General features: G+C 60.7%; 19 protein-coding genes. 12 read left to right on the forward strand and 7 right to left on the reverse strand.

Annotation, left to right across the window (positions count from 1 at the left end):
• The 8 genes from ACYVKQ_RS20010 to ACYVKQ_RS20045 all read left to right on the forward strand — a co-directional run.
• Positions 1–360, forward strand: a 360-nt coding sequence (locus ACYVKQ_RS20010; protein WP_460677132.1) for a hypothetical protein, incomplete at its 5' end; no start/stop codon positions are given.
• 32 nt (positions 361–392) lie between these two features.
• Positions 393–896: a hypothetical protein gene (locus ACYVKQ_RS20015; protein WP_460677133.1), complete on the forward strand. Its 504-nt coding sequence runs from the start codon at positions 393–395 to the stop codon at positions 894–896.
• Between the two features lie 16 nt (positions 897–912).
• Positions 913–1,380: an HAD family hydrolase gene (locus ACYVKQ_RS20020; protein WP_460677134.1), complete on the forward strand. Its 468-nt coding sequence runs from the start codon at positions 913–915 to the stop codon at positions 1,378–1,380.
• A complete protein-coding gene (locus ACYVKQ_RS20025; protein ID WP_460677135.1) occupies positions 1,368–1,859 on the forward strand; it encodes a hypothetical protein in 492 nt (163 codons plus the stop codon). Before ACYVKQ_RS20020 ends, ACYVKQ_RS20025 begins: the two co-directional genes overlap by 13 nt.
• Positions 1,852–2,298: a 3-oxoacyl-ACP synthase gene (locus ACYVKQ_RS20030; protein ID WP_460677136.1), complete on the forward strand. Its 447-nt coding sequence runs from the start codon at positions 1,852–1,854 to the stop codon at positions 2,296–2,298. The genes ACYVKQ_RS20025 and ACYVKQ_RS20030 overlap by 8 nt, the downstream gene beginning before the upstream one ends.
• Before the next feature lie 175 nt (positions 2,299–2,473).
• Positions 2,474–3,640, forward strand: a complete 1,167-nt coding sequence (locus tag ACYVKQ_RS20035; RefSeq protein ID WP_460677137.1) for a 1-deoxy-D-xylulose-5-phosphate reductoisomerase — start codon at positions 2,474–2,476, stop codon at positions 3,638–3,640.
• 148 nt (positions 3,641–3,788) lie between these two features.
• On the forward strand, positions 3,789–5,114 hold the full coding sequence (gene rseP / locus ACYVKQ_RS20040; protein ID WP_460677138.1) for an RIP metalloprotease RseP: 1,326 nt from the start codon (positions 3,789–3,791) through the stop codon (positions 5,112–5,114).
• Positions 5,115–5,218: 104 nt separating this feature from the next.
• Complete coding sequence (locus tag ACYVKQ_RS20045) at positions 5,219–5,716, forward strand: DUF6702 family protein (RefSeq protein WP_460677139.1); 498 nt, start codon at positions 5,219–5,221, stop codon at positions 5,714–5,716.
• 89 nt (positions 5,717–5,805) lie between these two features.
• Here the strand turns inward: ACYVKQ_RS20045 and ACYVKQ_RS20050 are convergent, their stop codons facing one another.
• Together ACYVKQ_RS20050 and ACYVKQ_RS20055 are read right to left on the reverse strand one after the other, a co-directional pair.
• Entirely contained in the window at positions 5,806–6,483 is a 678-nt protein-coding gene (locus ACYVKQ_RS20050; protein ID WP_460677140.1) for a hypothetical protein, read from the reverse strand.
• Between the two features lie 91 nt (positions 6,484–6,574).
• The gene (locus tag ACYVKQ_RS20055; RefSeq protein ID WP_460677141.1) at positions 6,575–8,584 is read right to left on the reverse strand and encodes an OmpA family protein; all 2,010 of its coding nucleotides are present in this window, start codon (positions 8,582–8,584) and stop codon (positions 6,575–6,577) included.
• Positions 8,585–8,844: 260 nt separating this feature from the next.
• On the opposite strand from ACYVKQ_RS20055, the gene lon reads away from it, so the two are divergent.
• The 4 genes from lon to ACYVKQ_RS20075 all read left to right on the forward strand — a co-directional run bounded on the left by lon (position 8,845) and on the right by ACYVKQ_RS20075 (position 15,114).
• Positions 8,845–11,349: an endopeptidase La gene (gene lon / locus ACYVKQ_RS20060; RefSeq protein WP_460677142.1), complete on the forward strand. Its 2,505-nt coding sequence runs from the start codon at positions 8,845–8,847 to the stop codon at positions 11,347–11,349.
• A 150-nt stretch (positions 11,350–11,499) separates the two neighbouring features.
• A complete protein-coding gene (porQ, locus tag ACYVKQ_RS20065) occupies positions 11,500–12,564 on the forward strand; it encodes a type IX secretion system protein PorQ (RefSeq protein WP_460677143.1) in 1,065 nt (354 codons plus the stop codon).
• Positions 12,565–12,872: 308 nt separating this feature from the next.
• Positions 12,873–14,288 (forward strand): ATP-dependent protease ATPase subunit HslU, encoded by a 1,416-nt coding sequence (hslU, locus tag ACYVKQ_RS20070; protein WP_460677144.1) that lies wholly within the window; start codon positions 12,873–12,875, stop codon positions 14,286–14,288.
• Positions 14,289–14,382: 94 nt separating this feature from the next.
• On the forward strand, positions 14,383–15,114 hold the full coding sequence (locus ACYVKQ_RS20075; RefSeq protein ID WP_460677145.1) for an SDR family NAD(P)-dependent oxidoreductase: 732 nt from the start codon (positions 14,383–14,385) through the stop codon (positions 15,112–15,114).
• A gap of 58 nt (positions 15,115–15,172) precedes the next feature.
• On the opposite strand, the gene ACYVKQ_RS20080 is transcribed toward ACYVKQ_RS20075, so the two are convergent.
• The 5 genes from ACYVKQ_RS20080 to ACYVKQ_RS20100 all read right to left on the reverse strand — a co-directional run bounded on the left by ACYVKQ_RS20080 (position 15,173) and on the right by ACYVKQ_RS20100 (position 25,596).
• Positions 15,173–15,760, reverse strand: a complete 588-nt coding sequence (locus ACYVKQ_RS20080; RefSeq protein ID WP_460677146.1) for a hypothetical protein — start codon at positions 15,758–15,760, stop codon at positions 15,173–15,175.
• A 39-nt stretch (positions 15,761–15,799) separates the two neighbouring features.
• Positions 15,800–17,377 carry a SusD/RagB family nutrient-binding outer membrane lipoprotein gene (locus ACYVKQ_RS20085; protein WP_460677147.1) on the reverse strand — a complete coding sequence of 526 codons (1,578 nt, stop codon included), beginning with the start codon at positions 17,375–17,377 and terminating at the stop codon, positions 15,800–15,802.
• 58 nt (positions 17,378–17,435) lie between these two features.
• Positions 17,436–20,657, reverse strand: a complete 3,222-nt coding sequence (locus ACYVKQ_RS20090) for a SusC/RagA family TonB-linked outer membrane protein (RefSeq protein WP_460677148.1) — start codon at positions 20,655–20,657, stop codon at positions 17,436–17,438.
• A 188-nt stretch (positions 20,658–20,845) separates the two neighbouring features.
• Complete coding sequence (locus ACYVKQ_RS20095) at positions 20,846–22,384, reverse strand: RagB/SusD family nutrient uptake outer membrane protein (protein ID WP_460677149.1); 1,539 nt, start codon at positions 22,382–22,384, stop codon at positions 20,846–20,848.
• 23 nt (positions 22,385–22,407) lie between these two features.
• Positions 22,408–25,596 (reverse strand): SusC/RagA family TonB-linked outer membrane protein, encoded by a 3,189-nt coding sequence (locus tag ACYVKQ_RS20100; RefSeq protein WP_460677150.1) that lies wholly within the window; start codon positions 25,594–25,596, stop codon positions 22,408–22,410.
• Positions 25,597–25,816 lie beyond the last annotated feature (220 nt).

A 25,816-nucleotide genomic window follows, 5' to 3' on the forward strand; every position in this document is an offset into this window, starting at 1 on the left:
CTTGCATCTACATGCTTACGCAGTGTCTCCACTAGCAGCTACACCGTTCTCGAATCCGCTATAGAACGGGGTATGGTATCAGTTGACAGGAACCAAAGGCCATTTGTTATCAGATGCTCACCTGAAGGTGCTACTGCTTATCTGCAGAAGAAACTACTATCTGAGGGCAAAGAGAAAGGATGGGCTAATTTCTTAAGATGGACTCAAATAGCAGGAATCTTAATAGCTTCAATAATCGGATTAATTACATTTGCAATGAATATTGTCAAGACTGATAGCAATTCAACCAAGATACAGCAGCTTGAGTCAGATGTTAGGTTATTAAAAGCAAATTATAAGATTGATAGATCCTCTCAATAAATACATTCTTATTGTTTGGATAGGGTCATAATATGCCAGAAAAAACCTCTTTTATCGGCTCCGATGCTGGGAACAATTCCTGGCAACTGGTCAATCCGCGCAGCTACGGCCGGCAGTGGCGCCGCGAACTGCCCCTGTTGCTGCTGGCCCTCGGGCTGCTGATCTGGGCCGGCCTGATCGGCTACCTCGGGCCGGTGCTGCTGATTGCCGCGCTGGGGCTGCTGTACCTGGTGCAGGAGCGGTACCCGCGGTGCATTACCCTCACGGCCGACACCATCACCATCGAGTACTACCAGCAATTCCGGCCCCGGCAGTTCGTCTGGCCCCGCGCCGAAACGGTGGTGGGGGAGCTAAGCAAGCCCGGCAGCCTGCTCTCGTCGCGGCAGGTGTATGAACTGCGGCTGGCCTACGCGGAGAAGGCCCTCACCCTGAGCACCGCCGACGGCTTCAGCCAGGCCCAGCTGCAGGCGCTGTACGACGAGCTGGAGCCGCCGGTAGAGCTGGACGAGGAGTTAAACGACCCACTGCCGGCCTGATTACTTGCCTAAAACAATGCGCGTTGCCTTTGACCTCGACAATACGCTTATCCGCGGGGCTCACCCCTTTGCGCTAGAAACCCCGCGGCTGGGCTGGCTGGCGCGGTTGCTCGGCCATGAACAGCTGCGGCGCGGCACGGCGGCGCTCATGCGGCACTGCCAGCAGCAGGGTTGGGAGGTGTGGGTATATACCACCTCGTACCGCTCGGCGGGCTACATCCGCCGCCTGTTCGGGCTGCACGGCATCCGGCTGGCCGGTGTCGTCAACCAAACGCGGCACGAGCGGACGGTAACGGCCCGTTGCTCCAAGCACCCGCCTAGCTTCGGCATCGACGTGCTGGTGGACGACTCGGAGGGCGTGCGGCTGGAAGGGGAGCGGCACGGGTTTCGGGTGCTGCTGGTGCGGCCGGAGAATGAGGAGTGGGTGGAAAGCCTGTCGGCGCTGCTGGCGCCGGGGCCAGCAGACGGCGTATGGAAACATTAGGCTGGCTCAACAGCTACGAAGTACACTACCTCCCATTTGTACCTGGTACACAATGGGCCGAGGCGCTACCAAGCCGCAACTGGGTGCTGTTCGTCACGGTTGGCGGGCCGGACCGGGTGGGGTTTGACGAACTGACGAAAGAGTGCCTGCAGCACCATCCGCTCGGCATCGGCTGCGCCGGACCTAGTGCCGCTCTGCTGGAAGATTGGTTTGACGAGGAAATCGTCATGCGAGCGGTGCGCTGGGAAGAGCAACACCAACAACCATTCGATTATGGCCAGGCACCTGTAACCGTTTCTGACGCTGATATTGCGGCAGGCTTCTGGTTTACCACGTTGAACTCGCCCAATCTGTGCGCGGAGGCCGTAGAGCGGGTAGTTTGCGTTGACGTCACCGGCACCCACCACGACCAGTTGGTCGAACTACTGCAGCTGATCAAAGCCGGCTGGCTGCTACCTGATGAACCCGAGCATGATTAAAGAACAACTCCACGCCGCCTGCCTCGCCTTTGTCGAGCAGCGCATGGCTACTTGCCAGGCCGCCATCAACGCGGCGCAGGAATCGGCCAACTCCGAAACCAAGAGCAGTGCCGGCGACAAGTACGAAACCGGCCGCGCCATGGCCCAGAACGAGCGGGACCGAAACGCCGTGCAGCTGCACGAAGCCAAGCAACTGCTCGGCGAGCTGCAGCGCATCGACCCCACGAAGAGCTGCGACGCGGTGCGGCCCGGTGCCCTGGTCGTCACCAGCATGGGCCGCTTCTACGTGAGCATCAGCGCCGGCAAGCTGCTGGTCGATGGGCAGGACTACTTTGCCGTGTCGGCGGCCGCGCCGGTGGCGCAGGCGCTCAGCGGCAAGCGGGCGGGGGAGCAGGTCGTGTTCAACGGGAAAGCCGTTCGGGTGGAAAGCGTGGCCTAAGCAGCGGTTGCCGGGCGTCGTGTCGCGGCCTTAGCTTGCCCCAACCTATCTGGCTCAAGCGGCGGCTAGGAGCCGGGTGCCGGCGCGACCCCGGCGGCTGGCGCGTGATGCCTCGGCCGAAGCGCCTTACCTTTGCCCAACGCCCTTCCCCGGGCGGGCCGCCGAACTCTCCCGCATGACTGCTTCCCATCCCCGCTCCCTGGCCCTGCTGGGCTCCACCGGTTCCATCGGCACCCAGACGCTCGACGTGGTGCGCGCCCATCCCGGGCGCTTCCGCGTGGCGGCACTCACGGCCCAGCGCAGCGCCGATCTGTTGGTGATGCAAGCCCGCGAATTCCGCCCCGCCGTGGTCGTCATTGGCGACGAGGCGCAGTACGCCGGGGTGAAAGCCGCCCTGGCTTCGCAGCCCGAAACCACCGTCATGGCCGGGGCCGCGGCCCTGGCCGAAGTAGCCGCCCGCCCCGACGTGAACGTGGTGCTCACGGCCCTGGTAGGCTACGCCGGGCTGCAGCCCACGGTGGCCGCGCTGCGGGCTGGTAAAACCATTGCCCTGGCCAACAAAGAAACGCTGGTGGTGGCCGGGCAGCTGGTCACGGCCCTGGCCCGGCAGCACGGGTCGGCCATTTACCCGGTCGATTCCGAGCACTCGGCCATCTTCCAATGCCTGGTGGGCGAGGCCCCCGAATCGGTGGAAAAGATCATCCTGACGGCTTCGGGTGGGCCCTTCCGCGGGCGCTCGGCGCAGGAGCTGGCCCAGGTGACCCGGGCGCAGGCCCTGAAGCATCCGAACTGGGAGATGGGCGCCAAAATCACCATCGACTCGGCCTCCCTGATGAACAAGGGCCTGGAGGTGATTGAGGCCAAGTGGCTGTTTGGGCTCCGCGACGAGCAGATCGAGGTGGTGGTGCACCCGCAGAGCATCATTCACTCGCTGGTGCAGTTCCGGGACGGCTCGCTCAAGGCCCAGCTCGGCCTGCCCGACATGAAGCTGCCCATTCAGTACGCGCTGGGCTTCCCCGAGCGCCTGCCCAACGACTTCCCGCGCTTCAGCTTTCTGGACTACCCCACGCTCACGTTCGAGCAGCCCGACGGCGACACGTTCCGCAACCTGCCGCTGGCTTTCGAAGCCATGCGCCGCGGCGGCAACGCGCCCTGCGTGCTCAACGCGGCCAATGAAATAGCCGTGGCCGCCTTCCTGCGCGAGCAGATCGGCTTTCTGCAACTGCCCGAGGTGGTGGAAAGCTGCCTGAGCCGGGTTTCGTACCTTGCCGAGCCATCGTTGGAGGACTACGTGCTGACCGATGCCGAAACTCGGCGGGTAGCTTCGGAGTTGGTGAAGTAACATTCCACAAGGTCCTGCTGTCATCCTGAGCGCAGCGAAGGACCTTAGCCCGTGTGAACGATCAGTACCGGATGGTAACTATCCGGTGTGCCAAGGTCCTTTGCAAGCTCAGGAACACAAACAGAATCAACTGACAACTAAGTAACGAATGGATATTCTGGTAATGGCCGGCCAGCTGCTGCTGGCACTCACCATCCTGGTGGGCCTGCACGAAGCAGGGCACATGCTGTCGGCCAAATGGTTTGGGATGCGGGTGGAGAAGTTCTCCATCGGTTTCCCGCCCAAGGTGTTTGGCAAGCAGATCGGCGAAACCGAGTACATGGTCGGGGCCATCCCGCTGGGCGGCTTCGTCAAGATTACCGGCATGGTGGACGAGTCGCTCGACACCGACGCGCTGAGCGGGCCTCCGCAGCCCTACGAGTTCCGGGCCAAGCCGGCCTGGCAGCGCCTGATCGTGATGCTGGGCGGCATCATCGTGAACGTCATCACGGGCATCATCATCTTCGCCCTGCTCACCTTCAAGTACGGCGAGGAGTACATTCCCGCTTCCGAGGCCCGCTACGGCATCATGCCCAACAAGCTGGGCGAGCAGATGGGCTTCCGCCTCGGCGACCGGATCGTGAAGATCAACGGCAAGCCGTTCGAGAACTTCGATGAAGTGTACGCCCCGCAGGTGCTGCTCGGCAACGGCAGCTACTACACCGTGGAGCGCGGCGCCCAGCTGGTGGACATCAACGTGCCCACCAACATGCTCGACAAGCTCAACGACCCCGCCCAGCGCGACTTCGTGGTGCCGCGCCTGCCCTTCGAGGTGCGGCGCGTGGCCCCCGGCGGCCCGGCCGCCGAAGCCGGCGTGCAGGGCGGCGACAAAGTCGTGCAGATCGGGGAGGTGCCCGTGCAGTTTTTCTACGAGCTGCAGGGCGCACTGAAGCGTTATTCCGGCCAGCAAACCACTGTGGTGGTGCAGCGCGGCGCCGAGCGCCTCACGCTGCCCATGAAAGTGACCGAGCAGGGCAAAATGGGCATCGAGCAGAAGCCGCTGGTGCGCATCGGCCACCGGCAGTACTCGTTGCTGGAGTCGCTGCCGCGCGGCGCCGAAAAGGCCTACGAGTTCATTAGCCTGCAGGTGCAGGCCTTCGGCAAGATGTTCCGCCGCGAAGTGTCGGCCGTGGATTCGCTCGGCGGCCCCATCGAAATTGCCCAGCAGTTTGGCGGCGCCGACGATTTCAGCTGGGAGCATTTCTGGCAGATGACCGGCGCCTTGTCGCTGGCCTTGGCCTTCATGAACCTGCTGCCCATCCCGGCCCTCGACGGCGGCCACGTGGTGTTCCTGACCTACGAAATCATTTCGGGCCGCAAGCCTTCGGACCGCTTCATGGAAAACGCCCAGAAAGTGGGCATGCTGCTGGTGCTGAGCCTGATGGCCTTCGTGCTCTTCAAAACGCCCATCAAGTGGCTTATTAGTAAGTTCTAAGCCGCTGGCCTTTTGATGCCACCTGCTGGTAATGCCGTCTTCCTGACCGAAGATGGCATTACTTTTTCTCAGGCGTTGTTGCCTGTCCGAAACCCTCTTTCTCTATGCGTCGTTTTGCTGCCCTGCTGGGCTTTCTGCTGCTGCTCGTTACCGCGGCCTGGGCCCACGCCTACCACGCCAGCATCATGGAGGCACGCCTGAATGCCAAGACCCAGCAGCTGGAAGTGTCGCTGAAAGTCTTTACTGACGACCTGGAAACGGCCCTCAGCCACGGGCAGCCGCGGCCGGTGAGCATTGCCGAAACGCCGGCCGCCCAGCTGACGCCTTTGCTCAGCGGCTACCTGCGCCGCACGGTGGCCGTGGGCACCCGGCCCGGCGAAGCGCTGCCGCTCAACTACCTGGGCCTGCAGCAGGACAAGGACGCGTATTGGCTGCATTTCAGCGTGAAGCTGCCCGCCGCCACCCGCAGCCTCACCCTGCGCCACCGCCTGCTGATGGAGCAGTTTGCCGATCAGATGAACATCGTGAACCTGGAGGCCGGCGGTAAAAAGCAGAGCGCCTTGTTTCGCGCTGGCAACGAAGAGCAGCAGCTAAGCTGGTAAGCCCCTGCCCCTGAACGGCCGGAAGCCCAGCAGCCGCCCTAGCATGGGGTGGCTGCCGGGCTTCCGGCCGTTCAGGGGTACCAGCAGGGCTACTCGCGCATCCGCTCGCCCAGGCCGAGGCTCAGGCCCAGCGAGAATTCGAGGCCGCCGGGAGCGTACACACTGCGGTAAACGGCCTGTTCCAGCTTGTCCGGCTTGTCGAAGCTGGGGTCCATGTGGTACACCATCGGGTCACCGCCGAGGCGGATGCCGTAGCCGACGGTACCCAGTACCCCCACGCGGCCGGGGCGTTTGCCCGGCTGCCAGCGGACCCCGTAGCGCAGGTGGGCCACCGTGGAAGCCTTCACGGTAAGGGTGCCGATGCGGTACCCATCCTCGTACCAGTCGTCGCCGCCACCCTCGCGCATTTCTACCTCGTTCCAGCCGCCCGAGCGCACGAGGTTCAAGCCAAAGTAAGACGAGACCCGCTTGTTGGGCGCCAGAAAGTAGCGGGCCCCCAGGCCCAGCTTGCTCCCGCTTAGGCCGATGCCCACTCCGGCGTTGAGGTCTAGCTGGCGGGTGACGAAGTGGCTAAGCTCCAGGCCAACGCCATAGGGCGCGCCCCAGCCCGTGGATAAGGACAGCGCGGTGGCGCGGTAGCGGGTATTCAGCGGAGCGGCGGTCGTTTCCGGGGCGGTGGTCTGGGCCTGGGACGTCAGGCTAAGCAGCAGGGCGGCGGCAACCAGGAAGCCGCCGGCCGGCCGGCTCGTAGGGTAAAAACTAATCATGCGGGGAAGAGGATGACGCGGGGCACGGTAAGCTCGGCCCGGTAACAAGTGGGGCCGGGGGCGCGAAAGGTTGTATGGCGGGGCCGAACGGCTAGTTCCAACCGCTGCCCGCGTCCTTGGCCTGTTTCTGCTCCGTTTCGGGCTTTACCAAGCGGAACTCCACCCGGCGGTTGGTGCGCATGTCTTCCTCCGTCACTTCTTCCTTTAGCGGCACAGTGCTGCCGTAGCCCCGGCTTTCGATGCGGTTGGGCTTAAGCTTGCCCTTGACTTCGATGTACTTGCGGATGGCGTCGGCGCGGTCCTGGGAGAGCTTCTCGTTCACGTCCGGGTCGCCGGCGGCGTCGGTGTGGCCGGCAATGCGCAGCTTGGTGTCGGGGTGGTCCACCATGAACACCACGATGCGGTCCAGCGTAGCGTGCATCTCCTGCCGGATGTTGGACTTGCCCGCGTCGAACTCGATGTTGCGGAAAATGAGCGGGATGTTGTAGTCGATGCTGGTCGTCATGATCTTCATCACCGTGTCTGCTTTCAGGTCGAACTGCTTTTCCACCGTAAAGTAATCCGGGCTCTGAATCAGCATCACGTATTTCGAACCGTCGATGAGGTCGAAGTCGAAGGAGCCGTCCGGGCGCACGTACTTGGAGGCTACCTCGATGCCGTTGTCCACGTCGATGATGCTGATGATGCCGTTCAGGGGCTTCTGCGTGACCGAGTCGATGAGCGTGCCTTCCACGTGGGTGGTGGCCAGCGGCTGGGCCTCCATCGGCAGCGGAAAGGAGTAGAGGTCCAGATTCTTCATCTGCTTTTCCTCCGAGCGGGCATAGTACAGGTTCTTGGAGTCCGCGTCGATGGTGAAGTAGTACTCCGAGCCCTTGCCGTTTACCAGCGGCCCGATGTTGATGGGCTCCTGCCAGCGGCCCTGCATGCGGTAGGCTTTGTAGATGTCGAAGTCGCCGAAATTCAGCAGCTGCCCGCGCGAGGAGAAGTACAGCACGTTGTAGAGCGGGTGGTAGAAGGGGCTCACCTCACTCTCGCGGGTGTTGATGATGGGGCCCATGTTCTGGGCCTTGGCCCACTGTCCGTTCTTGAGCTTGTGGGTAAACCAGATGTCGGACAGCCCGAAGCCACCGATGCGGTCGGAGGCGAAGTACAGCGTGTCCTCGGTGCGCGAGAGGGTCGGCTGCGAGTCCCAACCCGTGGAATTCACGTTCATGCCCAGGCTTTGCGGCACCGTCCACTGCCCGTTTTTCAGCCGCGACACGAACAGGTCGCAGTTGCCGTGGCAGGTGGGGCACTCGCAGCGCGAGAAGTACATGGTGGTGCCGTCCTTGCTCAGGCAGGCCGAGCCCTCGTTGTAGGGCGAGTTGATGGGCTTGGGCAGCGGCTCGGCGTCCAGCCACGATTCGCCCTGGCGCTTGGCCACGTACAGGTCCTCGTCGACCACGTTGTGAATGCCGCGCACCTTGCGCTTGGAGGAGAAAATCAGCTGCTCCGTGTCGTCGTTGTAGCTCGGGCCGTAGTCCTCCACCTGGGAGTTGACGCCCGCACCCATGTTGGTGTACACGCCCTTGGGTGGCCGGAAGGTGGCGATGTTCTTCCGGTACTCCACGATGTCGTAGTACGTCTTGAGCGGCACGTACAGGTCCTGGTCCTTCTGCTCCAGCGAGTCGTAGTAGAGCTGAATTTTGGTGACGTCCTGGCGGTGGTGCTTCAGGGCGAGGCGGTAGTAAGCCCTGGCTTTTTCCTCCGCGCCGGTGCGCTCGTAGAGCTGCCCCAGGCGCCAGAGCATCATGTTGTTTTTGTAGAAGTTCTCAATGCCGAACTGGGCCACGTAGCGCTCCAGCAGGTTGCGGGCGGCCGTCCAGTTCTTGCGCTTTTCGGCCTTGGCAATTTCCCGGAGCTGTTTTTTGTCCTCGAAAAAGGCAAGGCGGTTGACGTTGACGAAGTCGGGGGTGGCGTCGGGGCGCACGCGCAGCTGCCGCGTGATTTTGCCGGACAGGGCCCGCTGGCGGTTAGGCGTATTTTTCTGGGCCAGTACGGGGCCAGTCAGCCACAGAAGCCCGAGAAGCAGGAAAAAGAGTAGTCGTATCAAACGAAACATAGTGCGAACAGCGCAGGAGCCCGGCGTGGGAAAGCCAAGGACTCCAAAAATATAGCTTTTCGGTGACGCACCGGCAAATACTTGCCGCCAACGCGCTTAGCGCCGCCTGACAGGCGCCGCCGGCCGTGTGCCGGGCTGGCCGGAGCCGCGCGCGCATTTTGGCGTGGCACGGCACTTGACAAAAGGGTATCTTCGTCCAGCGGACGGCACCTGGGCCGCCTTGGCCTGCCATTCTGGCGCTGCTGACCCCTCCTTACTCTATGCCAAAAAAATCTGATCCGCGTTTGCCCGCCGGCCTGGTCCTCATGACGGATGGACCCGACGAACTGGTGCAAGTCGTGTCGGCCGACCCTGAGCAGGCTGGGCCTGAGCCGGGCGATACGCCGGAACTGCTGCCCATCCTGCCCGTGCGCAACACCGTGCTCTTTCCCGGCGTGGTGCTGCCCGTCACCGTCACGCGCAAGAAAAGCATCCGCCTCGTGCGCAAGGCCTACAAGGGCGACAAGCTGGTGGGCGTGTTGGCGCAGAAAACCGGTAACGCCGAGGACCCCGCGCTGACCGACCTCTACGAGGTGGGCACCATGGCACGCATCCTGAAGCTGTTGGAGCTGCCCGACGGCAACACGACCATCATCATCCAAGGGCAGCAGCGCTTCCGGCTGGCCGAAGTGGTGCAGAGCACGCCCTACTTCACCGCCCGCGTGGATTACCTGCCCGAGCTGATGCCGGTGCGGGCCAACAAGGAGCTGAAAGGCCTGGTGTCCTCGCTGAAAGACGCGGCCACTAAGATGCTCAAGCTCAACCCGGAAATTCCGCAGGAAGCCCAGGTGGCGCTGGACAACATCGAGTCGCCGGCTTTCCTGATTCACTTCCTGGCCTCTAACCTCAACGTGGAAGTGGGCCAGAAGCAGCGGCTGCTGGAAACCAACGAGGGGGTGCAGCGTGGCACCCAGCTGCTGGAAATGCTGCTGAAGGAAATCCAGCTGCTCGAAATCAAGCACGAAATCCAGAGCAAGGTCCACACCGACCTCGATCAGCAGCAGCGCGACTATTTCCTTCGCCAGCAACTGAAGGTGCTGCAGGACGAGCTGGGCCAGGATGGCCCCGACCAGGAGCTGGATAAGCTGCGCGTGCGCGCCAAGGACAAGCAGTGGCCGGAGTCGGTGGCCAAGCACTTCCAGAAAGAACTTGACAAGCTGGGCCGCATGAGCCCCATGGCCGCCGAGTACCCGGTGAGCCTGAACTACGCCGAGTTTCTGCTGGACTTGCCTTGGGGCGAATACACCAAGGACAACTTCAACCTGAAGCGCACCCGCAAAATCCTCGACCAGGACCACTACGGGCTGGAAAAGGTGAAGGAGCGCATTCTGGAGTACTTGGCCGTGCTCAAGCTCAAGCAGGATCTGCGCGCGCCCATTCTGTGCCTCTACGGCCCGCCCGGCGTGGGCAAAACCTCGTTGGGGCGCTCCATCGCCACTTCGCTGGGCCGCAAGTACGTGCGCCTTTCGCTGGGCGGCGTGCGCGACGAAGCCGAAATCCGCGGGCACCGCAAAACCTACGTGGGCGCCATGCCCGGCCGCATCATCTCGCAGATCAAGAAAGCTGGCGCCTCTAACCCGGTGATGATTCTGGACGAGGTGGACAAGCTCAGCTCCGACTTCCGCGGCGACCCGCAGGCCGCCCTGCTGGAGGTCCTTGACCCGGAGCAGAACTCGACCTTCACCGACAATTACCTGGAGGTGGAGTACGACCTCTCGCGCGTGCTCTTCATCGCCACCGCCAACTCGCTCGACAGCATCCACCCGGCCCTACGCGACCGGATGGAAATCATCGACCTGACGGGCTACACGCTGGAAGAGAAAACCCAGATTGCCAAGAAGCACCTTTGGCCCAAGCAGGTCACGGAGCACGGGCTCACCAGCAAGGACGTGAGCATCAGCACCGCGGCCGTGCAGCGCGTCATCGACGACTACACCCGCGAGTCGGGGGTGCGCAGCCTGGAGCGCAAACTGGGGGCCCTGGCGCGCAACGTGGCCAAGCACAAGGCCATGAAGGAGCCCTTCCCGGCCAAGCTGGAGCCCGACGACGTGAGCAAAATCCTGGGCGCCGCCATCTTCGACCGCGACCTGTACCAAGACAACGAAACCGCCGGCGTGGTGACGGGCCTGGCCTGGACGAGCGTGGGCGGCGACATTCTCTTCATCGAAAGCCTGCTGAGCCGCGGCCGCGGCAAGCTCACGCTTTCGGGGCAACTCGGCGACGTGATGAAGGAATCGGCCGTGACGGCGCTGTCGTACCTGCGTAGCCGGGCCGAGGAGCTGGGCATTGACTACCGCGTGTTCGATCAATACGACCTGCACATTCACTTCCCGGAAGGCGCGGTGCCCAAGGATGGGCCGTCGGCGGGCATTGCCATCTTCACCAGCATTGCCTCGGTCTTTACGCAGCGTAAAATTCGCTCCCACCTGGCCATGACGGGTGAAATCACCCTGCGCGGCAAGGTGTTGCCGGTAGGGGGCATCAAGGAAAAGCTATTGGCCGCCAAGCGCGCCGGCATCCGCGACGTGATTCTGTGCCAGAAGAACCGCAAGGACCTGCAGGACATTCCGGCGGATTACCTCAAGGACCTGACGGTGCACTTCGCCGACCGCGTGGACGATGTGCTGCAGGTAGCGCTGCTCGACGAGCTGGTGAAAAATCCGCTGAAGCTCACCGTGCGCGAAGAACCGACCCCGGTACCTTCGCATGAGGTGGAAGTGCAGTAACCGCAAGGACACTCGCACTGGCCGGCCCGGCCCGGGATTTCCCGGGCCGGGCCGCTGCTTTTCAGTTCCGGCCGAAACTCGTCGCGGCCGCATCATAAAACCCGGCCCCGGTGCGTTAGGCTCGCACTTCTCTGTTGTATCTTAGCTACAATGATTCGACCCGTACGCTGCCTGTTCCGTGCTTTGTTGGTATTGCCGATTCTCGGCGGGGGCGGCGTCACGGCTGCGCACGCCCAGATTGGCGGTCAGCACGTTTTTTCGTCGCTGAACCTGCCGCCCACCGCTTACCTGGCCGGGGTAGGGGGCATGAGCGTGTCGGGCCGCAACGCCGACCCGGGCATGCTCTACGGCAACCCGGCCCTGCTCAACGCCGACATGGACGGCCGCCTCGCCCTTAGCTACGGCGGCTACCTCGGCGATATCAAGCAGAGCACCGCCGCGTACGTGCGCAACTCCCAGAAGCTCGGCCGCTGGGGTTTCGGCCTCTCGTACCTCAGCTACGGCGACTTCGACATGTACGACCCGGCCGGCAACCCGCTCGGGCAGTTTTCGGTGAATGATTACCACCTGAGCGTGAGCAACGCGCACACCGTCGGGCCGTTCACGCTGGGCGCTACTGCCCGGCTGGCCGTGGCGGGCATTGCCGGCAACCATTCCCTGGCGACGCTGGTGGACGTGGGCAGCGTGTTCAAGCATCCCGAGAAAGACTGGACCGTGGGCCTGGCAGTGAAGAACCTCGGTTACCAAGTCAAGCCTTTCGACGGCAGCAGCCGCGAGCCGCTGCCGCTGGATGTGCAGCTGGGCACGTCCATCAAGCCCGAACACATGCCGGTCCGCTTTACCATCACGGCGCATCACCTGCAGCAGTTCGACATCGTGTACCTCGACACGATTCGCAGCCGGACCCAGAGCCTTGATGGCACGACGAAAGTGCCCAAGAAAACCATCGGCGACAAGATTGCGCGGCATTTCACGGTGGGCGGGGAGCTGATTCTGGGCAAGGGCCTGAACCTGCGCGTCTCTTACAACCACCTGCGCCGTCGGGAGCTGCGCCTCGACAACACCTCGGGCGGGGCGGGCCTGGCTTTTGGGGCCATGCTCAAGCTCGGGGCCTACCAGTTTGAGTATACCCGCGCCATGTACCACGTATCCGGCGGCGCCAACTACATTACCCTGAGCCGCAACGTGGACGAGCTGTTCGGCAAAAAAGACTAGCCGGCGCTAGCACTGACACTTACTGCGGAGGGCGAAGAGCAAGCCACGCCGTCGACCTGACCAAGGTGGCCACCCCCCGGCCAGCGCCGCCTGAAACCAAAGTCGCTGGTTTTGGGCGGCATGTCTTGTACTGTTTCTGCAGCTGGAGAAAAAGGAAGCGTCGGCTAACTCCTCACACGGAGGCTGCCCGCCGCGTCTGCCAGAACGGCACGGCGCGGGTTTCCGCCATCATTTTTGCAGCCGGGCAACCCTGCCGCAGCCGCGCAGTATCTAGTCGGCAGCGGCGCTTCCTCGTCGCTTCCAGCCCTATGCTCGATTCCGCCACCTTCCTCACGCCGGCCCAGATTGTGGCCGAGCTCGACAAATACATCATCGGCCAGCACGATGCCAAGCGCAACGTGGCCATTGCCCTGCGCAACCGCTGGCGCCGTCTGCACGCGCCCAAGGACATGCAGCGCGAAATTGTGCCGAACAACATCCTGATGATCGGCTCGACGGGCGTCGGCAAAACCGAAATTGCCCGCCGCCTCGCCGCCATTGCCGATGCGCCCTTCACCAAGGTGGAGGCCTCCAAATTCACCGAAGTAGGCTACGTGGGCCGCGATGTGGAAAGCATGGTGCGCGACCTGGCCGAACAGGCCGTGAACCTGGTCAAGCAGCGCCGTAAGGAGGCCGTGCGCGTCCAGGCCGAGCAGGCCGTCGAGGACACCATCCTGGATGCCCTGATTCCACCCATTGCCGGTGTCGGCAGCTCCGTCGTCAAGCCCGGCGTGGGCTTCGGCGGCGCCACTGGCCCCGACGACATGCCGCAATCCGACGCGGAACTGAACGAGCGGACGCGCGAGCGGTTCCGCGAAAAGCTGCGCCGCGGTGAGCTGGAGGAGCGCCACATCGACATCAAGGTGCAGCAGGGCGGCAGCCCCGGCATCGGGCTGATGGGCGGGCAGGCCGGCTTGGACGAAGCCTCGCTACAAGGGCTGCAGGACATGCTCGGCTCGATGATGCCCAAGAAGACGCGCAAGCGCAAGGTCACCATCGCCGAGGCCCGCAAAATTCTGCACGACGAGGAAGCATCCAAGCTAATCGACATGGACGAGGTAAAGGACGAAGCCATTCGGCTGGCCGAAAACGCCGGTATCATCTTTATCGATGAAATTGATAAGGTTGCCTCATCCAACGCCAGCAAAAGCGGCCCCGATGTGAGCCGTGAGGGCGTGCAGCGCGACCTGCTGCCCATTGTGGAAGGATCAGCAGTGAGCACCAAGTACGGCGTCATCCACACCGACCACATCCTGTTCATCGCCGCCGGGGCATTTCACGTGAGCAAACCCTCCGACCTGATTCCGGAGTTGCAGGGCCGCTTCCCCATCCGGGTGGAGCTGCAGAGCCTGACCAAGGAGGACTTTTACCGTATCCTCAAAGACCCCAAAAACGCCCTGACCAAGCAGTACGAAGCTTTGCTCAAGGCAGAAGACGTAGAGCTGTCGTTTGACGACGCTGCATTGGAGCAGCTGGCTTCCATTGCGTTCGAAGTCAACAGCGAGGTGGAGAATATCGGTGCCCGCCGCCTGCACACGGTGATGAGCCGGCTGCTCAACGACATTCTGTTCGACGTGCCCGACCGCATCGGCGCCAATGCCCACATTCAGATAACACGCGAGCTGGTGGAAGAGCGTCTGCAGGGCATGATTCGCAACCGCGACCTGAGTCAGTACATTCTTTAAGCCCGTTCAGCCCAACCGCAAAGCAAAAGAGCAGTCGTTTCGATTGCTCTTTTGCTTTTTACGTACCTCTCGCATCAACTCGTTCTTCGCACGCATGCACTATTACATCATTACCGGCGCGAGCCGCGGGCTGGGCAGGGCGCTGGCCGAACAGGCGCTGTCGCAGCCGGACACCGTTGTTTTGGGCGTTTCGCGGCACGCCACCCTCGACCATCCGCGCTACCAGCACCAGCCGCTGGACTTCTCCGATACCGTAGCGGTGCAAAACAACCTGCACAAGCTGTTCCCGGCCCGCCCCGATGCCCGCAGCCTCACGCTCATCAACAACGCCGGTGTGGTGGGCGAAATCGGCTACTGCGGCGAGCATACCAATGAGCATTACGAGTTCGTGTTCGATGTCAACGTCATCGTGCCGGCGATGCTCATGAACACGTTTCTGAGCGCCTACGGCCACCTGCCCTGCCCACGCCGGGTGCTCAACATCAGCAGCGGCGCGGCGCAGCGCCCTGTCGATGGGTGGGGGGCGTACTGCGCCTCCAAAGCAGCCCTGGATATGCTGAGTCAGGTGGCGCAGAAAGAGCAGGACCTGCGCAACAGCGGCATCCGCATCCATAGCTTGGCGCCCGGCGTAGTCGATACCGATATGCAGGCTCACATTCGCGAGGCTGATCAACACCAGTTTAGCGAGGGGCAGAAGTTCGAAGCATTTTACGCCGATGGGCAATTAGCCGCCCCCGAAACCGTGGCCCGCAGAATAGCGGCGTGGCTGAAGCAGCCAACACCTGCCGATACCCCCGTTGTGCTTCGCATCAACGACCTGCCTTAAAGCAAAAAAGCCCCGGCCTAAATGGCCGGGGCTTTTGTTAGCTGGTAAGCAGCAATGCTTACTGAACGATGGTCACAATGCCTGCGTAGGGAGCTGCTGCTTGCGTACCGCTTACGATGCCACCCGAAGTCGGCGTCAGCACCACACGACGGCCGTCTTTCATCACCAATTCATACGTGAATACGAAAGACTCTTGGGCCGTCAGCGAAGCACGCGTCAGCGGCGCCAGGGGCGCGTCAAATGCCGATCCGGAGCTGGGGCCCCGGCGCTGCATGTTGGCTACCAGATCGTTGAAGCTAATCTCGGTAGTCGTCGGCGCCGGCGGAATCGTGCGCACCAAAACGCGGGGCAGCGTCTGCAGGGCCAGCTGGCCCTGCGCATTGCGTACGATGTTGCGCAGCGACTTATAAATCTCAACCGATTCTACTTTGTCGAGATTGGGGCCGGTTACGTTCGTGGTGAGCGAGATAACCGGATTTGCAGTGGTGCTGCGCGCATCGGCCTGCGTGTACGTAGCCGTCGTCAGAGCCGACAGCACGAGCGGAACTTCCTCAAATTTCGGAAGCGGATCCTTGTCTTCGTCTTTGCAAGACGTCATCGACACGGCAGCGACGCCGAGCCACAAGGCAAACAGTATTTTTTTCATGAAGTCGAAAATTAGGCTGTTAACAAACCGAACAGTTGCTTAGCTCGGGTCCCAGAAAACACGCTCGGTGTTGATGTTGGGCTGAGCCGGAGCATTGGGGTTGGTCAACAAATCATTCAAGCGGTAGGGCAGGCGAACCGGGAAAGGACCGGTCTGCGTGGTTTGAGCGTCTCCATCCGTGTCGGCCAGCGTGATGCGCGGGTAGCCCGTGCGGCGGTAGTCGGTGTAAATGTCGATGCCGTAGCCAAAGCTCGAGATGTACTTCTCGGTCATGATAACTTCCAGCTTGCCCTCAGTCGACGTAGCCGCGTCGTAGCGAGCCAGCGCCGCCGTGATGTAGGCTGTGCGGTCAGCCGTCAGCTGGGTTTGCTGCGCCGTCGTCAGTACCACGCCCGCCGAGTTGGCAATGGCAGCTACTTTGTCGAACGAAGCATTCAGAGCGGCTTGGAAGGCCGTCTTAGCATCCGCCGGATTGTTCAACACCGTCAGGTGCAGCTCGGCCTCAATGAACTTGCGGGCAAAGAACGTCAGGAAGCGCTGCGGCACATCACCCGTTCCCGAGTTCACGTTGGCCACGCCGCCCGCGCCGTTGTCGAAGCGTCCACCGATGGGGTAGAGACCTTGCAGCGTGCGGATGGAGGTATTGTTGGCGCTGGCCTGCGGGCCTACGCTACCGAAGCGAACCGTAACGAAACGGCCATCTTGGTAATCCGCGTTGAGTTCCGCAGCCGTCGTAGCCTTCTGGTTGTAGAAGTAGTACGGAATGCGCGGATCAGTCGGACGGTTTGCGGTGGTGCTGCCCTTCATCAGGTTGAAGAAGTACACCCCAATGTTGTTTTCGCGGCCCGAGTTGGCGTAGTCAGCCGAGTAGCCCGGATGCTGGTTCTGCGGGTTAGTGCTGCGGCCGTAGCGGAATTCAAAGTCGTCGGCCGCCGTAATCAGGTTAGCGTTAGCTGCCAGCAACGGAGCTACGCTCGTCTGCACGTTTTGCACCAAACGAACCTGGTTGTAAAGCTTCAGCTTAAGGGTGTTGCCCAACCGGATCCACTTGGCTGTGCTGCCGTTGTAAATCAGGTCGTCAACGCCCGGACGCTGCGTGTCATCGGTCCGGTTCAGGTTGGCAATGCCCTCATCGATCAGGCGAAACAGGTCGGCATAAATGGCCGCGTCGTCGTCAAACTTGGGCGCAATGTTCTCGATACCCTGGCCTTTGAAAGCTTCAGAGTACGGAATATCACCCCACACATCAACCATTTCGCTGAACATGTAGGCCTTCTGGATTTGGGCGATGCCCACGTAGCGCCAAGCGCGCAACGCCGTCGCCTTGTTCAGAACCTGCTCGTTGTTGACCAGCGCACCGGAGTACAGACCCAGCCACTGGTTGTTGAAGCTGCTGCCGTTCAGGTCGAAGGTGCCGACACGGAAGTTGTTCAGCTGCTGCACAATGGCCGACGTAGGCTGGCTCAGGCCCAGGGTGCTATGCCCCAGGTTGGTAGCCATTGCCGCCTGAGAGGCCGGCAGCACCAGGTTAATGTCGGCATCAGCCGGGTTGATCGGGTCCTTGTTGACGTCAAGGAACTTGTCGCAGCCCGTACCACCTGCCAGCAGCGCCAGCATGGACAAGGTAACGGGGACTTTATTTATTCTCATGGTAATTAAGACAAAGAAAGGAGGATTAGAAATTCACGCGCAGGTTCACGCCGTAGCGACGGGACGTCGGTGCGTTGGTGAATTCAAAGCCTTGAGCGTTAGCAGAGCCGTACGTGCTGGTTTCCGGATCGAAGTTGCTGTGCTCCGGAATGTTCGGAGAATACCACCAGAGGTTACGGCCCGACAAGCTCAGGTTCAAGCCCCGGATCGGGGTTTTAGCCAAAAACTTAGCAGGCAGATCGTAGCCCAGCGTTACTTCGCGCAGGCGCAGCGTCGTACCGTCGAATACCGAGAATTCCGAAGCGCCGTTGATACCAGCAGAACCCGTACCGAAATAGTAATCGTTCAACGAGATGGCGACATTGTTCGGAATCTGCGAACCGTCGGGGTTTACCAGCGGAGCGTTCGTTGCCGGGTTGCCCAGGAAGCCGTTGATGATGACGTTCTTTTCGCGGTCTTCCGTGTCTTTCGTCACACCGCGGCCCAGGTAGGACTGCAGCGTCGTCGAGTACAGGTCGCCACCCTTGCGGAAGTCCAGTACTCCCTCCAACGTCAGGCCCTTCCACGTAAAGGTGTTGATGAAGCCGATGGTGTAGTCCGGGTTCGGATTACCAACGAGTTGCGGATCAATGGCACGCAGCATGCCACCGGTGGTCGGGTTGATGAGCAGGTTGCCGGCGGCGTCGCGCGCGGCTACCGAACCGATCAACATACCGTAGGGCTGACCAGCGCGGTGAACCGCCTGAATGTCACCGAAGTTAGCAGCAATTACCACCTGCTCTACACCTGGACGCAACTCCTCTACGATGTTGCGGTTGCGGGTGAAGTTGGTGGTGCTCGACCAGCGGAATCCACCGGCGTCCACCGGCACCAAGGTCAGGCCTACTTCCACCCCTTTGTTGGAGATGGCCCCGAAGTTCGTGACGAACGTAGTGAAGCCCGTAGCCGACGGCAGCGGAACGTTAGCAATCTGATCGGTCGTACGCTTGTCGTAGTACGTCGCGGCCAGCGTAATCCGGTCATTGAAGAAATTCAGGTCGGTACCTACTTCGAATTCCTTCGAGAATTCCGGCGTCAGGTTCGGGTCGCCCACGAAGCCACCGATGGCCGCACCTGATACCGTGCTCTGGTTGCCCGTGCTCGGCGTAATCGGGAACTGGGTGCCGCCTACGTTGTTGCCGTAGAACGGCTGCAGGCCATACGTGGTAATGAGCGAATACGGAGCCGCATCGTTACCAGCTTTGGCGTAGCCGGCACGAATTTTACCCATGTTCAGGATGCTCGACTGAATACCGAATGCTTCGGTGAAAATCAACGAGGCGCTGACGCTCGGGTAGAAGAAGCTACGGTTGGCCTTCGGAAGGGTCGACGACCAGTCGTTACGAGCCGTGGCGTTCAGGTACACAAAGTCCTTGTAGCCCAGCGTAACGTCACCCAGCAAACCAAACAGGCGACGCTTGCTGAAGCTCGTGCCGTTGTTGATTACCTGGCGGGTGTTCTGAATATCATCGATATCGAACTGCAGGTAAGTATTGCCCGAAACCGAGGAAGACTCAAACTGGCGCTGGTTGATGTTGGCACCAATAATAGCTTTCAGGCTAATGTCTTCTGTCAGATTTTGGTCAGCCGTCAACAGGGCAGTCGATTCCAGTTCCGTGTTGCGGAGATAATCCTGGATTACGTTACCAGCACCTTGGAAGGCCACAGAACCCGGACGTACCGACGTAGTGCGACGGTCACTAAACGTGTTGATACCCCCGTTGAAGCTAAAATTCAGCCACTTCAAGATGTCATAGCCGATATTGGTGGTTGCTGCCACACGGTCGACATTAGACCGATAAGCGTTGTTAGCTACTGACCAGTAAGGGTTGTCGGCTTGGCCGGTGAGCCAGCCGAAAACAGGGGCCCGGGTAACGGGGTTCGTGTTCGGCAGGCCCGTCAGGTCCAGGTTGCGCGGAATGAACATGATCCGCGAGAAGGCCGAGGCGTTACCAATGGCGTTGTTGGCACCGAGTTGCGGACCCTGCTGGTTGCTGTTGATGTAGGTAACGTTACCGCCAACGCGCAATTTGTTGAACTGACCCGAGCCACCGGCGCTGAGGCTGGTGCGGTCAAACTTTGAGAACGGAATCATGCCGCTCTGATCCGAGCGCGAAAGCACCGCCGTGAACGAAGTGTTTTCGTTGGTCGCCGACAGGTTTACCGAGTTTTCGACCAGCTTACCGGTTTCGAAGAAGTCCTTTACGTTGTTCTTGAACGCCTGGTAGGGGTAGCGAGCCGTTGCAAATTCCGGGAAAGCGGCAATGGTGCGGTTGGGGTGAGGCACATCGGCCGGAGCCAGCGAGCTACCGAATGCCGGTCCCCACGAGCCGTTAGCCTCTTGGAAGGCAAATTGGCTGCCCGAGCCGTACTTGTTCTGGTAGTCGGGCAGGTTGGCAATCTTCTCGAACGAGTAGGACGAGTTATAGCCTACGCGGATGCCTTTGTCGCCACGGTTGCGGCTGCCGGTTTTCGTGGTAATCACGATAACCCCGTTGGCTGCACGCGAACCGTAGAGGGCCGCAGCGGCCATGCCCTTCAGCACGTTGATCGACTCGATGTTGTTCGGGTCAATGTCAACCGCACGGTTGGAGTAAGCGGAGCCACGCACCAACTGGCTTTCGGAGTTGCTCTGCGAGTTGTTGAACGGTACCCCGTCGACAATGTACAGGGGCTGGTTGTTGCCCTGCAGCGACGTGTTGCCGCGGATGGTCAGGCGGGTCGAAGAACCGGGAGCACCGTTAGATCCGATGATGTTCACACCGGGGACTTTGCCCTGCAGTGTCCGGAGCACATCCGGTTCCGACTTTTGAACGACGGCAGCGCTTTGGATTTCCGTAACGGCGTAACCCACGGCGCGCGCCTCGCGCTGGATGCCAAGGGCGGTTACCACTACTTCCGACAGCTGCTTGGTGTCGCCGGAAAGACCGATGTTGATCTGGCTGTCCGTGCCGATAGCGCGCTCAACGGTCAGGTAACCTACCGAGCTGACCTGCAGCGTGCCTCCTTCGGCCGGCGCGTTCAGGGAGAAGGTACCATCGGAATTCGTGGAAACCCCGTTGGTCGTTCCTTTTACAAGGACAGTAGCCCCCGGCAAGCCTTCGCCGGTAGCTCTATCCGTAACCCGCCCGGAAATCTGGCGAGTCTGGGCTTCCGCTTGGTGCACAATGGCCGCCAAGGGGATAAGCCCCAGTAGAAGTTTGTTCATGCGACTGTGTAAGTGAGTGAGGTGAGTAAATCTCATTTAAATGTACAAAGGATGCGCTGAATATGTAGGGCGGGTATAAATTTTTAATCAAATTGGCCGCCTTCTAAAGGGGTGCTGGAGCTTTGAAAAGCAAAAAGCCGATCCAGAAAATGGATCGGCTTTTTATTTATAATCAAGTTATTGAAGTCCTAGTAACCGTCGTTTTGTTCAAGTTTGGGGTTACGGGCAATTTCATTGGGCGGAATGGGCAGTACGGCACGCGTACTGCCATAAGGCAGTTCAGGTACCTGGGGGTTGTTCAGATCGTTGCCGCCGTGCGCGGGAACGTTCCGCCCGCGCCGGAAGAGGTCAAATAAACGGTGCCCTTCAAAAGCCAGCTCGTAACGCCGCTCCCGCAGGATGGCTTCAATGAAATCCTGCTTGCTGCTGAAGCTGGCGACCGTGTAAACCGGCGCTGAAGTGGGCTTTGACCGGTTACGTACTTGGTTCAGGGCAGCCAGTGCATCAGCATCGATGCCGTTGGCTTGCTCGGCTTTAGCTTCGGCATAGGTCAACAGCATTTCGGGGTAGCGTACGATGGGAATCCAAGCGGCTACGTTGGACGTGCTGACGGCCGTGCTGCCTTCCAGCAAAGAGGCATACTTGCGCGTCCAAAAGAATTGTCCGCGCCGCTCCAGCAGCTGCAGGCGCCGCAGGTCGGTGTTGGCCGCCGTGTTGGTCGGGTTCGGGTTCGTGGGCGTCGGAGCGGGCCCAGGCAACTGGTTGCGGAACCACGAAACCGAAATATCCCCCGTGCCCGGCGCGTAGTGGTTGCCAATGGCGTGGTTGGTATTCGGGTTGTCGCTCTGCGACATGGCAATGGCGAAAATGGCTTCGCTGGTGAAATACTTGCCGTCGGTCAGCGGCACCATGGTGCGAAACTCGGCGTAGGCAGTGGTATTGAGTTGGTGACGTCCACCGTTGATAACCTGCTCCGCGTACTGACGTGCCTTATCGTATTCGCCTTTGTAGAGGTACACGCGCGAGAGCAGCCCGCGGGCCGCATCCTTGTTGGCACGCATGATGTCGCCTTGCGGATTGGATTCGGGCAGTTGCTGTAGCGCCGCTAGCAGATCCTGTTCCACTTGGTTGTACACTTCGGCCACGGTGGCGCGGGGTGTCAGCAGATTAGGGTCGTAGGCTTCCGTGCCGTCGAGAGCGGTTAGCTGCAGCGGAATGCCCGGGTGTGCACCGTTCGGCTTAAACTTATACGGCTGGGCGTACATGTTCACCAACGTGAAGTGGCAGAGCGCCCGGATAAACTTGGCCTCGCCCATGTACTGGCTGTATGCTTCGGGGGTGAGGCCGCCGCCGCCGCGCTTATCTACTTCGCGCATGAAGTAGTTGGCCATGTACATGCTCTGGTAGCCGCCGGTCCACGCGTCGGCTGCGAAAGCGTCGCTGGTGGTGATGTTGCCGGTAGCCAGGCTGGAAAAGCGGCCGGGTGGATCGACGTCGTCGGAGCGAACATCGTTGTACACGAGGGCCCGGCTACCCAGAAAATCCCGGTTTTGCAGGGCGTCATACATGCCCGTAGCCGATTGGGCAATGCGACCCGGCGAACTGAACGCCTCGTCCGGCGAGAAAGCCGAGGGAGAATCTTGCTGCAGCAGGTCGCAACTGCTGGTACCCGTCAGCAGCAGGCCCAGCAGGGACAAGTGAAAAAAGGAACGCGGTATGGAACGCATGGAAGAAAAAGCGAAGGTCAATATTAAAAATCCAGGTTAACACCCGTGGTAAACGTGCGTACCTGCGGGTTGGCGCGGTTGTCGATGCCGTAGCCGACGTTGCTGGCCAACCCTTCATTACCCGAGGAATTTACCTCCGGATCGGCGCCCGAGTACTTCGTAAATACCCAGGCGTTCTGTACCATGGCAAACACGTTGGCGCGCGACGAGCCAAACTTCTGGCTGACGGTAGCCGGCAACACGTACGACAGGCGCACTTGGCGTACCCGCAGGAAGTCGGCCTTCTCCACAAAGCGTGTGGAAGACTGGTTCACGGTGTTGTCACCTACGTAGAGACGCGGCACCGTGGTCTGCTGGCCGGGTGTCGTCCACCGGTCTTTGATTTCCACGAAGTTGTTGCTGACAAAACTGGTCAGCATGCTTTGACGTGTCTGGTTGTAGAGGTAATTGCCGCCCGAGTATTGTAGAAACACTTCCAGCTGCAGGCCCTTGTAGGAAACGGTGTTGTCGAGGCCGCCAAACCACTTCGGGAAGCGTTGCTTGCCAATCCAAGTGCCGTTGGTCTGCGAGTTGATGGCGCCCACGGGCTTGCCGTCAATGGTGTTCTGGCCGTTGATGGACCAGCGCCTTGCGGCTTCGGCGATGCTGGGGTCGTACTCCCGTACCACGCCGTTTTCGTCGTAGAACAGCGGGTTGCCCGTGTTGGGATTCACCCCGCCGGTCGGCAGAATGCGGTACTCCGTAATGGAGTGGCCCACGCTGGCCCGCGAAAACGGGTTGTATATCACATCGCCGGCCGTAGAAAGCTCGGTGATGCGGTTGACGATGTAGCTGTAGTTAAAGGAAGACGTCCACTTCAGGCCCCGGGGCGTTTCCAGGTTCACCGTGTTCAACGTCAGCTCGATACCACGATTGTACATCTTGCCCACGTTGCGGAACAAGCCCGGAGCCCCGATATTGAAGTTGATCGGAATACCGGTTTGGGCAGCGGCGGGCACGCCCAGTAGCAAGTTGTCGATGTTGTTGCTGAAGTAATCGAAGTTGATGCTTACCCGGTCTTTCATCACCGAGGCATCGAAGCCAATGTCCAGTTTCTTACCTGTTTCCCAGCGCAGCGTCGGGTTGTTGAGCTGATCAATGCCGAAGCCCGGTTGGTTGGTGTACGGCTGCCCGCCGATCAGGATGGCACCGGCGTAAGAGCCGATGCCGGCACTGTTGCCCACCAAGCCGTAGCTGGCTTTCAGCTTCAGGTCGTTGATGAAGCTGAAGCGGCTCATGAACTCTTCGCGCGAAATGCGCCAGCCTGCCGATGCCCCCGGGAAAAAGCCCCACCGCTCGTCGGTGCCGAAGCGTGAGCTACCGTCGCGGCGGGCCGTGAATGTGGCGTAGTACTTATCCGAGAAGGCGTAGTTCAAGCGACCAAACACCGACTGCCACGCCGTCACGTCGCGCGAGCCGCCCTGGTTGGAGCGCTCGGCGTCAAACAAGCCTGAGTAAACGTCCTTGAACTTCGGGTCCGAGATGTACGCGGCCTGGTTAAACGACGATTCGTACGTTTCCAAGTTCTGCTCGTAGCCCAACGTCGCGTCGATGTTGTGATTATCGCCAAAAAGGCGAGAGTACGCTGCGTAGTTCTGCCAAGTGGTCAGGGTATTATCAGCGCGGTTCTTTTGGACTAAGCCCCCTTTGCCTTCTTTACCCCCAAACTCGAAGCCCAAACCGGCGATGCTGGGGTCACTGTATTGATACTCGTAGTTGTTGAGGTAATCGAGGCCGAACTTGGTCGTTACGCTAAGACCCTTTAGCGGGGTGAGTGTAAAGTAGCCGTTGCCCAGCAGGCGGCGCTGCGTGTTGTCATTACGCTGCAGGCTCAGGTTGGCAATGGGGTGGAAGAAGCGGTTGAGCACAAAGGGGTCCATCACCGCCGTGACGTTCCTGCCGTCGCCCACGTACAGCGAAGGGTTCAGGTAGTAGTTGCCGTCGGCGTCGAACGCTGGCACGTTCGGGGGCGCGTTGTAGGCGGCCACGGTGGCGCCGGCCAGGTATTTGTCGGTGAGCACGCCCTGGTTCAAAGCGTGGTTGTATCCAATATTGATACCCGCTTTAACCCACGACTTGGGCGTTACTTCCATGTTCAGGCGGCCGTTGGCGCGGCGCAGGCGGTTGCGGATCAGCGAGCCGTTCAGGTCGGAATAGCCCAGCGAGCCGTAATAGCTGCCTTTGTCGCTGCCGCTGGATAGGGCTATCTGGTAGTCCTGCATGCGGCCGCGGCGGTAAACCTGGCTCAGCCAGTCGGTGTCGTCCTCCACGCCGTCGCCGTCGGAATCCCCGTTGACGATCGGCTCTGGCTTGCCGGCGTTGCGGAACTTCTCGTTGGTGATGTCCCGAAACTCGGTTGCGTTCAGCAGCTTGGGCAGCCGGACGGCTTCCATGAAGCCCGTCGACGCATTAACCGTCAGCTTGGCTTGGCCGCTCTTGCCCTTTTTGGTCGTAATCAGGATGACGCCGTTGGTCGCGCGCGAGCCGTAGATGGCCGCCGCCGAAGCATCCTTCAGCACCGTCATCGATTCGATGTCGTTCGGGTTGATGTCGGCGAGCGGGTTGTAACGCACCCCGTCGGTCATGATGTTCATGTTGCCGAACTCCGTCATCGGAATGCCATCGACTACGAACAGCGGCTGTGAACTGCCGTTGATGGAGTTGATGCCCCGGATGCGCACCGTTACGGCGTCGCCCAAGGTGCCACTGGTGTTGGTGATTTGCACGCCCGCAATGCGGCCGGCCAGGGCTTGGTCGGCGCTCGATACCGGCTGCGACGTCAGCTTACTTTGGTCCAGCTTGGCGAAAGAACCCGTAATGTCCTTTACATCTTGCGACCCGCCGTACCCGGTCACCACCACCTCGCTGGTCATCTTGGTGTCGGTGGCCAGCGCGATGTTGATTTTGGAGTCGTTGCCGACGTTCTTCTCCAGTGTTTCGTAGCCCACGGAGCTGACTCGAATGGTCTTGCTTCCGCCTGGAAGGTCAAGAACGAACGTGCCATCAGCGTTGGTGGATACGCCGATGGTCGTGCCTGGCACCACAATCGTAACGCCGGGAATTCCTTCACCGGTGCTACGGTCAGTGACGCGTCCGGAAATGTTCCGGGTTTGGGCATGTGCTTGGTGCACCAGAGCCGCCAAGGGTAATAGGCCCAGTAAAAGTTTGTTCATGCGGTAAAAAAATGGTTGACGGGTGTGTTGTTAGGGAGGGAGTTGTGTGTGGGTGGTGTCGGTACTTAGGAAACTGAGCGGAGCATGCAGGAGCATAGTCAGCTAGCAAGGTACTTGGATAGGACTAGTAATAAGTCTGCTAATATAGGCAGTTCGAGTGCAATGTCACCAACATGTGAGTCGTATGGTTTGGTGCAGACTTAATCACAGCAGGTATGAC

The sequence above is a fragment of the Hymenobacter coalescens genome, assembly GCF_054783195.1.

Bases quoted from the DNA above. Each gene is read 5' to 3' on its own strand.
- ACYVKQ_RS20015 (WP_460677133.1), top strand. From the start codon at position 393: ATGCCAGAAAAAACCTCTTTTATCGGCTCCGATGCTGGGAACAATTCC.
- ACYVKQ_RS20020 (WP_460677134.1), top strand. From the start codon at position 913: ATGCGCGTTGCCTTTGACCTCGACAATACGCTTATCCGCGGGGCTCAC.
- ACYVKQ_RS20025 (WP_460677135.1), top strand. From the start codon at position 1,368: ATGGAAACATTAGGCTGGCTCAACAGCTACGAAGTACACTACCTCCCA.
- ACYVKQ_RS20030 (WP_460677136.1), top strand. From the start codon at position 1,852: ATGATTAAAGAACAACTCCACGCCGCCTGCCTCGCCTTTGTCGAGCAG.
- ACYVKQ_RS20035 (WP_460677137.1), top strand. From the start codon at position 2,474: ATGACTGCTTCCCATCCCCGCTCCCTGGCCCTGCTGGGCTCCACCGGT.
- rseP (WP_460677138.1), top strand. From the start codon at position 3,789: ATGGATATTCTGGTAATGGCCGGCCAGCTGCTGCTGGCACTCACCATC.
- ACYVKQ_RS20045 (WP_460677139.1), top strand. From the start codon at position 5,219: ATGCGTCGTTTTGCTGCCCTGCTGGGCTTTCTGCTGCTGCTCGTTACC.
- ACYVKQ_RS20050 (WP_460677140.1), bottom strand. From the start codon at position 6,483: ATGATTAGTTTTTACCCTACGAGCCGGCCGGCCGGCGGCTTCCTGGTT.
- ACYVKQ_RS20055 (WP_460677141.1), bottom strand. From the start codon at position 8,584: ATGTTTCGTTTGATACGACTACTCTTTTTCCTGCTTCTCGGGCTTCTG.
- lon (WP_460677142.1), top strand. From the start codon at position 8,845: ATGCCAAAAAAATCTGATCCGCGTTTGCCCGCCGGCCTGGTCCTCATG.
- porQ (WP_460677143.1), top strand. From the start codon at position 11,500: ATGATTCGACCCGTACGCTGCCTGTTCCGTGCTTTGTTGGTATTGCCG.
- hslU (WP_460677144.1), top strand. From the start codon at position 12,873: ATGCTCGATTCCGCCACCTTCCTCACGCCGGCCCAGATTGTGGCCGAG.
- ACYVKQ_RS20075 (WP_460677145.1), top strand. From the start codon at position 14,383: ATGCACTATTACATCATTACCGGCGCGAGCCGCGGGCTGGGCAGGGCG.
- ACYVKQ_RS20080 (WP_460677146.1), bottom strand. From the start codon at position 15,760: ATGAAAAAAATACTGTTTGCCTTGTGGCTCGGCGTCGCTGCCGTGTCG.
- ACYVKQ_RS20085 (WP_460677147.1), bottom strand. From the start codon at position 17,377: ATGCTGGCGCTGCTGGCAGGTGGTACGGGCTGCGACAAGTTCCTTGAC.
- ACYVKQ_RS20090 (WP_460677148.1), bottom strand. From the start codon at position 20,657: ATGAACAAACTTCTACTGGGGCTTATCCCCTTGGCGGCCATTGTGCAC.
- ACYVKQ_RS20095 (WP_460677149.1), bottom strand. From the start codon at position 22,384: ATGCGTTCCATACCGCGTTCCTTTTTTCACTTGTCCCTGCTGGGCCTG.
- ACYVKQ_RS20100 (WP_460677150.1), bottom strand. From the start codon at position 25,596: ATGAACAAACTTTTACTGGGCCTATTACCCTTGGCGGCTCTGGTGCAC.